This is a genomic window from Neobacillus drentensis (assembly GCF_036965245.1).
Classification (GTDB): Bacteria; Bacillota; Bacilli; order Bacillales; family Cytobacillaceae; genus Neobacillus; species Neobacillus drentensis_G.
Genome location: NZ_JBALPG010000108.1, coordinates 21,221 through 32,455 on the forward strand (window position 1 = coordinate 21,221; position 11,235 = coordinate 32,455).

At 39.4% G+C, this 11,235-nt stretch carries 10 protein-coding genes; all 10 read left to right on the forward strand.

The window, feature by feature from the left end:
- Positions 1–18 precede the first annotated feature (18 nt).
- Positions 19–1,374 (forward strand): APC family permease, encoded by a 1,356-nt coding sequence (locus V7150_RS19800; RefSeq protein ID WP_335521724.1) that lies wholly within the window; start codon positions 19–21, stop codon positions 1,372–1,374.
- 281 nt (positions 1,375–1,655) lie between these two features.
- Positions 1,656–2,576, forward strand: coding sequence for a 2,4-dihydroxyhept-2-ene-1,7-dioic acid aldolase (hpaI, locus tag V7150_RS19805; protein ID WP_335521726.1), 921 nt, complete (start codon positions 1,656–1,658; stop codon positions 2,574–2,576).
- Between the two features lie 81 nt (positions 2,577–2,657).
- Complete coding sequence (hpaE, locus tag V7150_RS19810; RefSeq protein ID WP_335521740.1) at positions 2,658–4,184, forward strand: 5-carboxymethyl-2-hydroxymuconate semialdehyde dehydrogenase; 1,527 nt, start codon at positions 2,658–2,660, stop codon at positions 4,182–4,184.
- Positions 4,185–4,248: 64 nt separating this feature from the next.
- Positions 4,249–5,232, forward strand: a complete 984-nt coding sequence (hpaD, locus tag V7150_RS19815; RefSeq protein ID WP_335521728.1) for a 3,4-dihydroxyphenylacetate 2,3-dioxygenase — start codon at positions 4,249–4,251, stop codon at positions 5,230–5,232.
- Positions 5,233–5,336: 104 nt separating this feature from the next.
- Positions 5,337–6,767 (forward strand): aldehyde dehydrogenase family protein, encoded by a 1,431-nt coding sequence (locus V7150_RS19820; protein WP_335521730.1) that lies wholly within the window; start codon positions 5,337–5,339, stop codon positions 6,765–6,767.
- 30 nt (positions 6,768–6,797) lie between these two features.
- Positions 6,798–7,589, forward strand: a complete 792-nt coding sequence (locus V7150_RS19825) for a fumarylacetoacetate hydrolase family protein (RefSeq protein WP_335521732.1) — start codon at positions 6,798–6,800, stop codon at positions 7,587–7,589.
- The gene (locus tag V7150_RS19830) at positions 7,589–8,377 is read left to right on the forward strand and encodes a fumarylacetoacetate hydrolase family protein (RefSeq protein ID WP_335521734.1); all 789 of its coding nucleotides are present in this window, start codon (positions 7,589–7,591) and stop codon (positions 8,375–8,377) included. The genes V7150_RS19825 and V7150_RS19830 overlap by 1 nt, the downstream gene beginning before the upstream one ends.
- Before the next feature lie 91 nt (positions 8,378–8,468).
- Entirely contained in the window at positions 8,469–8,855 is a 387-nt protein-coding gene (locus tag V7150_RS19835; RefSeq protein WP_335521735.1) for a 5-carboxymethyl-2-hydroxymuconate Delta-isomerase, read from the forward strand.
- A gap of 91 nt (positions 8,856–8,946) precedes the next feature.
- Entirely contained in the window at positions 8,947–9,630 is a 684-nt protein-coding gene (locus V7150_RS19840) for a GntR family transcriptional regulator (protein WP_335521742.1), read from the forward strand.
- 200 nt (positions 9,631–9,830) lie between these two features.
- The gene (locus tag V7150_RS19845; RefSeq protein WP_335521737.1) at positions 9,831–11,018 is read left to right on the forward strand and encodes an FtsW/RodA/SpoVE family cell cycle protein; all 1,188 of its coding nucleotides are present in this window, start codon (positions 9,831–9,833) and stop codon (positions 11,016–11,018) included.
- Positions 11,019–11,235: the final 217 nt, after the last annotated feature.

The following is an 11,235-nucleotide window of genomic DNA, read 5'->3' on the forward strand; positions in this document are numbered from 1 at the left end:
AGGTAATCCCCTATGGAGGTGTCAAATATAAAAGTTCAAGTTGGAATACAAGAGTTGAATAGATCATTAAAAATGCGGGATCTTGTTATTTTTGGGCTAGTGTTTATGGCTCCAGTAGCAGCAATGTCACTATTTGGAATTATTACTTTAGTTTCAAAGGGTAACCCGGTGCTTTCGTACGTTATTGGCTTTGTCGCCATGTTATTTACTGCCTATAGTTTCGGGCAGATGGTAAAAGCCTTTCCCGTTGCGGGTTCTACCTATACGTATGCACAACGTTCTCTGCACCCAAAACTGGGTTTTATTGCAGGTTGGGGAATGTTATTAGATTATTTGTTTATTCCGATTCTGACATTTTTAATCAGTGCGAGTTTTGCTAACGCACTTGTTCCAAGTATTCCAATTTGGGCCTGGATTCTTATTTTTTCAATTCCAGTAACAATAATAAATTTAATTGGCATTGAATTGGCAGCAAAAGTTAATTTTGTTTTGGCGTTTTTAATGATTATGGCTGTGTTGATATTTGTTGGTTCAACTACTCATTATCTTGTAACTGGTAATCTCGGTCTTTTTCATTTAGGTGCAGTCTATAATCCGAATTCTTTTTCTATCGGAGCCATTGTAGGTGGCGCGGCGATTGTTACAGTTGCCTATTTAGGCTTTGATGCGATTACCACATTGGCAGAAGAAGCAAAGGTAGACGGGAAAAAAATCGGTTTTGCCATTATTTTAGCATGCGTGATTCAAACATGTTTTTATGTTGCTGTCACTTATTTAGGAATGGTTCTTATGAAAGACTATACGAAGATTGATAACCCTGATACAGCATTTTTTAATCTTCTACCTCTTGTTGCAGGAGGACTAATCCAAACGTTTATCACCCTAATGATTGTTGCTTCAGGGGTTGCAAGTGCTTTAGCCAGTCAGTCAGCATCGAGTCGCTTACTTTATGGAATGGGGCGGGATAACGTCATTCCAAATAAATTTTTTGGTTATATTCATCCGAAATACAAAACACCTGTTTATAATATTTTACTAATGTCAGTATTGGGAACTGTTGGAGCAATGGTAGCAAGCTTGCAAGTAATTTCAGACCTCGTAGCATTTGGCGCCCTTTTGGGATTTGCTTGCGTAAATTTATCTGTTATTAACCACTATTATATTAGAAATAAACAACGAAATATCTTTAAGTATTTAGTTGTACCTTTTATTGGTGTTGCTGTCTGCTTATATATTTTAATAGGCCTTTCAACCATTGCTAAAATATTTGGACTTGCTTGGATGACGATAGGCATCCTATATCTAATTGTTATCTCGTTTCAATCAAAACAGGTAAATATACTGCCAACAGGAACAGATAAAAACATTCGCTAGAAGAAAATAAATGATTTCAATAAAACAATGAAGGGGTTGAATGATTTTCTTTCGACTCCTTTCTTTTTGTGATCACGAAAATTCCTTTCGATTCAATAAAATGAATTTTCGGAAAATGTACTTGAAATCATATATGATTTAATATATGATTTATTATATAATCGTGATATGAAATATTCACGGATATAGGTAAAAGGCAAAAACAAATGGTTTGACAGAAGGGAATGTTTTTGCCGAATAAATACTAGATAAAAAATAAAAAAATAAGGCAGGGATAACAAATGTTTGAAAATGTAAAAAAACGATTAAGAGGCTCAATTGCACCAGTTATTACACCATTTAATGAAGATGAATCGATTGATTTTGCAACGATGAGTGACCTTATTAATTGGCAAATTGAGAGCGGCAGTCATGGTATTTCGGTGACGGGTACTTCTGGCGAGCCTAGCTCGTTAACGGTGAAAGAGCGTGAATTGGTTATGGAAAATGCGATTAAAACGATAAATGGCAGAGTGCCTTTCGCTCCTGGAACCGGTTCTGTCAATCATCAGGAAGCCCTTCATTTAACAAAAGTGGCACAAGAATTGGGTGCAGATGCCGCTATGGTTATCGTTCCTTACTACAACAAGCCTTCACAACATGCTCTATATAAACACTACAAAGCAATTGCTGATGCAGTAGATATTCCAATTATTGTCTATAACATTCCAGGCCGAACAGGTGTCAACCTTGAGGTTAAAACACTAGCTAGATTAGTAGAGGATTGTCCAAATATTATTGGTGCCAAGGAATCGAATAAAGACTTTGAACACGTCAATCGTGTCTTGCTTAATTGTGGCAGGGATTTCCTCTTATATTCCGGTATCGAACTTCTTTGTTACCCGATGTTGACAATCGGCGGAAGCGGCTCAATCAGTGCCACAGCCAATGTCGCACCAGCAGAAGTTGCTGAATTGCATAATGCCTGGGATGCAGGAAACATTGAAAGGGCCCTCGAACTTCACTATGAACTAATGCCATTAAACGATGTATTATTCAAAGACACGAATCCAGCTCCTGTTAAGGCTGCGCTTGGAATGATGGGGAAAATTAAACCAGTTCTACGTATGCCGATGGACCTGCCGACGCAAGCACTTCAAGATGAGATTCGTGACGTCTTAAAACAGTATGTAGAATTACCTGATAGTCTTGCTTCTAGATAATTGAGGAAAAAAATAGACCAGATTAAACCTCTTATAATGATTGAGAGGTTTAGCAGGGAAAATAAAAAGGATGTGAGCACGATGCAAGCTCAGACAACAAATGTAAATGGTCAAGCAGTTCATCAACAGGTAGAGGATGTAAAGTTATATATTAATGGTGAGTTTGTTGATGCTGTGTCAGGGATCATGTTTGATAATCTTAACCCTTTTACAAATCAAGTGATTAATTACGTCGCTGAGGGCCGCGGTGAGGACATGGATAAGGCAGTTGCTGCAGCAAAAGAAGCTTTCGAACATGGCCCATGGGGCAAAATGAAAGTGGCTCAACGGATGAAGTATATTAATAGCATTGCCGACCTGATAGACGAGGAAATTGAAGAAATCGCCATTTTAGAATCATTGGATACCGGTCTTCCTATTAGTCAAACAAGAAATATGGTCGCCCGTGCAGCGGAAAATTTTCGTTTTTATGAGAGAATGGTTCAAGTAAAATTACATGGGGAATCCTATCCGGTTGATGATGAGTTTATTAACTATACGATGTATAAACCTCTAGGGGTTGTAGGCTTGATAACCCCTTGGAATGCTCCCTTCATGCTAGAAACATGGAAGGTAGCACCGGCATTAGCTACTGGTAACACAGTCATTTTAAAACCAGGGGAATTATCTCCTTTGACGGCAAACAAACTAGCTGAAATCATTGATAAAGCCGACTTGCCAAAAGGTGTTTTCAATGTCATTCATGGCTTTGGCGAAACGGCAGGAGCAAGGCTAGTTGAACACCCTGGTGTAAAAGCTATTTCCTTTACAGGTGAAACGACAACTGGATCAACCATCATTAAAAATTCAGCAGAAACCCTAAAGAAAACTTCAATGGAGCTAGGCGGGAAATCCCCACTAATTGTTTTCGATGATGCCGACTTAGATCGTGCTCTTGATGCCGCTGTTTGGGGAATCTTCTCCTTTAATGGAGAACGCTGTACATCAAACGCTCGAGTCTTTGTTCATAAAAACATTAAAGAACAATTTGTTAAAGAACTAAAAGAACGAGTGGCGAATATTAAAATTGGCGATCCAATGGACACGTCAACTGAGCTTGGACCATTAATTGGCAAGGAACACTTTAATAAGGTGAAAAGTTACATTGAACTTGCTAAGGAAGAAGGGTGTGAAGTGGTTCAGGGAGTGGTTCCTAAAGAATTGAAAGCAGGAAACTTTGTCCCGCCAACCCTCTTACTAAATGCTAAAAATGATATGAGAGTGTGTCAGGAAGAAATTTTCGGCCCAGTTATGGCTGTAATTGAGTTTGAAACAGAAGAAGAAGTTATTGCAGCTGCGAATGATGTGAAATACGGCTTAGCAGGCTTTGTCTGGACAAATGATATTAAGCGCGGTCACCGCGTTGCCCATGCAGTCGAAGCAGGAATGTTATGGATTAATGCACAGAATGTCCGTGATCTTCGCATTCCATTCGGAGGGACAAAAGCAAGCGGAATTGGTAGAGAGGGCGGCCATTATGCAATCTTTGAATTTTACACTGAACCGAAAGTGATTCATGTTGCAATTGGTGACCATCATATTCCTCAGTTCGGAAAAGTAAAGAAATAATACCTTCCTTATACTAGACTTAAGTATTCAAGATTATTAATATAGCAAATTTGGAGGTCACCCTATGGATTTTAATATTATTAGAATTGCCAGAACAATTATTAATGTTAAGGATTTAAATCGTTCACGCGACTTTTATGTAAACGCTTTAGGGTTTATTGAAACGGAGAGTGACACTGAGCATATTTATCTTAGAGGACTAGAGGAGCATACACACCACAGCTTAGTTTTAAAGAAATCGGATAAGCTGGGGGTCCATGCCCTTGGCTATAAAGTAGCAAAAGAAGAGGATTTAGACAAATTAGCAGCTTTTTTTGAATCAAAAGGATTAAAAACAAAATGGGTAGAAAAAGGCAGCCAACATGCAGTAGGCAGAGCCCTTCATGTCCATGATGTTTCTGGCATGCCGTTAGAGTTTTTCTGCAAAATGGACGGTGCAGAACGGATGCTTCAGCGGTATGATCAATATCGTGGAGCTCGAATTCAACGCATTGACCATGTAAATTGTTCTGTTCCTGATGTTGAAAATGCCTATCATTTTTTTATCAATGAACTAGGTTTCGCCTGCTCTGAGTATACAGCTACAGAAACTGATCGGATTTGGGCTGCTTGGTTGCATCGTAAACAAGGGGTTCATGACCAGGCCTTTATGAATGGTGAGGGTCCTCGTCTTCATCATATTGGCTTCTGGCTGCCAGATCCAATGGCACTTATCCATTGTTGTGATGTCCTGGCTTCACTTGGTTATGGCGATAATATTGAAAGAGGGCCTGGCCGCCACGGACTTTCAAATGCCTTTTTCCTTTACTTAAGGGACCCAGATGGATATCGAATTGAGCTTTACAATGGCGACTATTTAACTAGTGATCCGGATTTTAAACCGATTCGCTGGGATTTGGATGACCCGAGACGGCAAACCTTCTGGGGGCATAAGGCACCTGATACCTGGTTTAGTGAGACTTCTCCATTTTTAGACATCGAAACTGGTGAGCAGATTGCCGTTTCAGAGGCTAAATTAGCTAAAGTAAAGCCGGAATTTATTTTATAGCTTTAAAGATGAGGAGTAAGGAGGATAATGAAGGTAGCTTTATCATCAGCACCATCCTATTCCTCCTTTTTATTTTACTTTTAAAAAAGGGAGAGAGGATTGAAATGATCGGTATAAAAAAAGGTTTATTTATCAATGGTACATGGGTCAAGGCGCAGCAGTACACAACACTGACCTCCCCATATTCTGAAGAAGTAATTGGAGAAATACCTTCTTCATCACCTGAAGAAGTAAACCAAGCCATCGAGGCAGCTTGTAATGCTAGAGAGGTAATGGCAAAAATGCCAGCCCATCAACGGTCAGCCATCCTTGAAAGATTGGTAGATTTATTTGAAAAACGCTCAGATGAAGCGGCAAGGATAATTGCACTGGAAGCAGCTAAGCCTATTTCAACAGCTAAGGATGAAATTGCCCGAACAATTCAAACCTATAAATTTGCAGCAGAGGAAGCTAAGCGAATCCATGGAGAAACGCTTCCATTAGACGCTGCCCCTGGTGGAGAAAATCGTGTAGCCTACACTGTACGAGAACCACTTGGGGTGATTGGTGCGATCACTCCATTTAATTTTCCAATGAATTTAGTCGCCCATAAAGTGGGGCCTGCCATCGCCTCGGGTAATACGATTGTATTAAAGCCAGCTTCACAAACACCGCTATCCGCTTATTTCTTAGTTGAGCTTCTTTCAGAAGCAGGCTTACCCGCTGGAGCACTTAATGTAATAACTGGAAGCGGGAGAGTGGTCGGGGATAAATTAGTTTCGGATGACAGGATTAAAGCCATTACCTTTACGGGAAGTCCCTCTGTTGGAATTGGAATACGTAATAAAGCGGGATTAAAACGCGTAACCCTCGAACTTGGTTCAAACGCAGCATTGATCGTTGATAAAGGGGTGGATATAGAAAGGATTATCTCCCGCTGTGTAAAGGGAGCTTTTTCATTTCAAGGGCAGGTTTGTATTTCCTTACAGCGAATCTATGTTCACGATAGTTTATATGAAGCATTTGTGGAAAAATTTGTGGAAGCAACTAGAAATCTTCAAATCGGTGACCCATTAGATCCAAAAACGGATGTGTCGGCACTTATTTCAAAAGGAGATGTTGAACGGACACTTGACTGGATTGAAGAAGCAAAACAACATGGTGCTGAAATTGCTACTGGCGGAACAGCGGAAGGAAATATTCTTCTTCCAACCGTTTTATTACATGCTGATACCCACTTGAAGGTGTCCTGTCAGGAAGTATTTGCCCCAATCGTCCTAATCAATAAAGTACAAACAGTAGAAGAAGCCTTTGATCTCGTAAATGATTCTCGCTTCGGATTACAGGCAGGGATTTACACGGACAATGTACATACTGCACTTGCTGCAGCCGAAAAACTTCACGTAGGCGGTGTAATGATTAATGATATTCCGACCTTCCGGGTAGATCACATGCCGTATGGTGGTGTAAAGGAAAGTGGTACTGGAAGAGAAGGGATTAAATATGCCATTGAGGAAATGACAGAACTTAAATTGGTTGTTTTTAATCGAAATTAGAAATTTATTATGTAATAAGGAGTGACGAGTTTGAGTAAAGCAAAAATTAGATTTTCCGGCCGCTTACAGGACGAGGTAGTAAATGTAGATGTAGTAAATGCAACGGTTGAACTTAAAGGGAAATCATATGACCTCGGACAACTTTTATTAACTTCACCCGTTTCTGGAACCATTTACGGAACGCTTTTGAATTATAAGGGAGCCCTTAATACATTAGGAAATGAAGTCAATGAACCTCCATATAATCAACCGCCAAAAGCGCCAATTCTTTATATTAAACCGGTAAATACTATCAATGGATATAATATGCCAATTCCTTTACCTTCAGATGTAGCGGAATTAGAGGTTGGTGCCGCACTGGGTGTTGTAATCGGCCGTACGGCAACACGGGTGAGTGAGGATCAAGCGCTTGATTATGTTACGGGATATACCGTTGTTAATGATGTCACTGTCCCACATAGCAGTTTCTACCGTCCTGCGATCAGCCAGAAGGCCCGTGATGGATTTTGCCCCATTGGCCCGTGGGTGATTGAACGGGATGCAATCGAAAATCCTGCCGCATTAGAGCTGCGAGTGTATATTAATGGAGAACTAAGGCAGGAAAACACGACGGCAAACCTAATCCGACCTGTAAAGAAGTTGATTGCCGAAGTTACGGAGTTTATGACATTGACAGCTGGTGATACTTTGCTGATAGGGGTTCCTGAAGGTGCACCATTGGTAAAGGCAGGAGATCATGTCTGTATCGAAATCGAAGGTGTCGGAACCTTAGAAAATCGAGTTGTTCATGAACATGAAATAGTGGCTGGGGGTGCAAAATAATGAAACGAGCAAGAGTAGCATATGCTGGGGCCATTCATGGTGCAGTGGAAGTAGACGATCAACTCAAACTTGAAGATGGCAGGATTGTTGATGAAAGCGAAGTAATTTGGCTGCCACCGGTTAAGCCTAGGACTGTATTTGCTTTGGGCTTGAACTACGCAGATCATGCGAAAGAATTAGCATTCAATGCACCAACTGAACCGCTTGTTTTCTTAAAAGGATCAAATACGTTCGTTGGACACAGGGCAGAAACACTTAGACCTGCTGATGCCACCTATATGCACTATGAATGTGAACTTGCTGTTGTCATCGGCCGAGAGGCGCGTAATGTTAAGCGTGAAAACGCTTATGATTATGTTTCGGGTTATACAGTAGCCAATGACTATGCAATCCGTGATTATTTAGAAAATTATTACCGTCCAAATCTCCGAGTAAAAAATCGGGATACTTGTACACCGATTGGACCTTGGTTCGTAGATAAAGAAGACATTCCTGACCCTATGAATCTCACATTAAGAACCTATGTGAATGGGGAATTGACCCAGCACGGGTCAACAAAGGACATGATTTTTGGTATTCCATTGTTAATTGAGTATTTAAGCAGCTTCATGACACTGAATAAGGACGACATAATCTTAACAGGGACACCTAAAGGGTCAGTAGACACAGTTGTTGGTGACGTTGTAGTGACCGAGGTTGAAGGTATTGGCAGGTTGGTCAATACGATTGTTGGCGACGAAACATTTAACGTCTCTAAACCATTACAACCAGCAGAAAAATTGATTTAATCTATCACATTAAGTATAGCTGTATCACCCATATCGAAAGTTCAGCGGAAAGTTCATAGACTTTCATGCTGTTTTTATAAGGAGCAAAAATATGCCGCATATTATTGTTGAATATACAGACAACATTAAAACGGAGGCTAATATTTCATGCCTACTGAAAAAATTGAATATGGTATTAATCTCTAGGAGTAATATATTTCCGATAGGGGGAATTCGTTCGCGTGCCACCCTGCTCCATGATTATTGTGTTGCCGATGGAACCGAGGATGATGCATTTGTCCACGTCATGCTAAAAATCGGCGCAGGGCGTTCGGAGAAGGATAAAAAGGAAACCTGTGATGAATTATTTGAGGTGATTAAAGGACATTTTGCCGAACTATTTGCCAAACGATATTTAGCATTGTCAATGGAACTGGTCGAATTTAGTGAGGCAGGTACGTACAAAAATAATAATATTCACAAACGATATAAGAAATAGGTTTATATTTAGATATATAATATCAAGGGATAATATATGATTTTTATTGAAATTCATTGAAATCATATATGATTTGGGATATGATATTGGTATGAGAAAAAATAACCAAGACCAATCCATTAGTAAAACACAATATGCCTATGAATTTCTCCGTACTCAGATTTTGGAAGGAGTCTATGGGCCAGGACAACGCATCATTATTGATCAAGTTGCCAAAGAGCTAGGGGCAAGTACGATCCCGGTTCGTGAGGCTATTCGGCAGCTAGAAGTAGATGGTTTAATCCAATACAAACCATATAGTGGTGCAATTGTTAGTGTAATCAATGAAACAGAGTATATTGAAACACTCTCTGTCGTGGCTGTATTAGACGGATATGCGACAGCTCTTAGTTCTCGAAATATGACAGATGCACATATTGAGATACTACAAGAGCTGAACAAGCAAATGGAAGAGGCTCTTTACCAATTTGAATTTGAACAATTCGGTGTGTTAAATCGCCAATTTCATTCCACTATTTATCAAGAGTGCGGAAATGTATTTTTACAAGAAGAGATTCGTCAAGCACAGCAGCGGTTAGACCGTGTTCGCCGCTCGATCTTTACCTTTGTTCCTCAACGGGCCCGTCAATCGATTGAAGAACATGAGAATATCATTCGTCTTATTCAAGAAAAAGCTCCTACCAATAAGATTGAGGAAATGGTTCGTCAGCACAGAATTAATACAATCAATGCCTTTAAAAACAGAATGAATTCGGGCCAAAACAAAATGGAATAACCACTAATCAAGGAAGGAGAGATTTTTTATATTTATTAGTCAGAATATAAAGGCAGCCAAACACTAGTGAAAAAAGTGCTTGGCTGTTTGTCATTTATATCCCCACAATGCCAATTGATGATTGTATGCGTGCCTGGTAAAACCCGTTAACAAGAGTAAAGAGTATTTATGTAATAATATACGATTTTATAAAAAAAATATTGAAATCATATGATTATACCTTGATTATCGCCATCATCCTGTTGTGTGCTTTCGGATTGGTGATGGTCTATAGCGCAAGCATGGCTTCTGCTGTCCAAAGATATGATGTCCCAAGTGATTATTTTTATCAAAAACAAAAAATGTGGCTTCTCTATTTTTTTTGTATCTTTTTTGTTTTTGCCATCCTACCATACAAAATCATGCAGTTTACAAAATGGTTTCAAGTTCCTATGGTAATTGGTTCAATTCTTTTGCTTTTAGGATTATTTCGCTTTGGACATACTGCCGGAAACGCCCAAAGCTGGTACCTGATCGGTTCATTTCGCCTGCAGCCAGCAGAGTTTGTAAAGCTTGCTGTAATCATTTATTTGGCAGCTGTATATGCCAAAAAACAGGCCTATATTAATCAATTTAATAAAGGAGTTCTTCCTCCATTAGTATTTTTATTTATTGTTTGCTTCTTAATTGTTTTACAGCCGGATTATGGTACAGCGATCATTATTGCTGCTATTGCCGCAACTATGATTTTTTCTTCAGGGATGAATTTTAAAAGTATATCTAAATTGGTTATTATAGCTCTTATTGTTCTTTTGCCAGTAATATTTGTCGCAAAAGATACTATATTTTCAGAAAAACGTATGAGCCGGATTACTGTGTTAGAGAACCCCTTCGCTTACGAGAAAGATGCCGGTTTTCACTTAGCTAATTCCTATATCGCCATTGGCTCAGGAGGTGTCAACGGACTCGGCTTAGGTAAAAGTATTCAAAAACTGGGCTATTTACCGGAATCGCATACAGACTTCATTATGGCTGTTATTGCGGAAGAGCTAGGCATTTGGGGTGTAGGGTTTGTTATTCTTCTATTAGCCTATATTGTTTTACGCGGAATTTATATTAGTCTGCAATGTAAGGATCCTTTTGGAAGCCTACTCGCGATTGGGGTTTCAAGTATGATTGGTATTCAATCCTTTATCAATTTAGCGGGTGTTTCCGGATTGATTCCACTAACAGGTGTTACGCTTCCGTTTGTAAGCTATGGAGGTTCTTCACTTTTGATGCTTGCAGCTGCATCAGGAATACTTGTAAATGTGTCGATGTTTGTGAAGTTTGAAAAGAAATATAAAAATAAACAGGAACAAGCTAACGAAAAGAAAAAAAATCAAGATGGTAAGGTTTATTACCTATAAAATAAAGCGGGGAAGTCTTTTAGGTTATTAAAAATACATAGAGTAGAAGGTGCTTCTCAGGAGTTGTTAAGGGTATCTATGTATACTAGCGGAGACGCAATTTTAACAGGTGACCTTTTACTTAAATTAAAAAAAGCATAATTAAAGAAAACTCGTCGATCGGGGAGCAATAATGGTAAAGACAGAGACGTAGTTGTACTTAGTGGATGATAGGAAA

Excerpts from the sequence above, each read along its gene's own strand:
- V7150_RS19840 (WP_335521742.1), top strand. The coding sequence starts at position 8,947 with ATGAGAAAAAATAACCAAGACCAATCCATTAGTAAAACACAATATGCC.
- V7150_RS19835 (WP_335521735.1), top strand. The coding sequence starts at position 8,469 with ATGCCGCATATTATTGTTGAATATACAGACAACATTAAAACGGAGGCT.
- hpaD (WP_335521728.1), top strand. The coding sequence starts at position 4,249 with ATGGATTTTAATATTATTAGAATTGCCAGAACAATTATTAATGTTAAG.
- V7150_RS19830 (WP_335521734.1), top strand. The coding sequence starts at position 7,589 with ATGAAACGAGCAAGAGTAGCATATGCTGGGGCCATTCATGGTGCAGTG.
- hpaE (WP_335521740.1), top strand. The coding sequence starts at position 2,658 with ATGCAAGCTCAGACAACAAATGTAAATGGTCAAGCAGTTCATCAACAG.
- hpaI (WP_335521726.1), top strand. The coding sequence starts at position 1,656 with ATGTTTGAAAATGTAAAAAAACGATTAAGAGGCTCAATTGCACCAGTT.
- V7150_RS19820 (WP_335521730.1), top strand. The coding sequence starts at position 5,337 with ATGATCGGTATAAAAAAAGGTTTATTTATCAATGGTACATGGGTCAAG.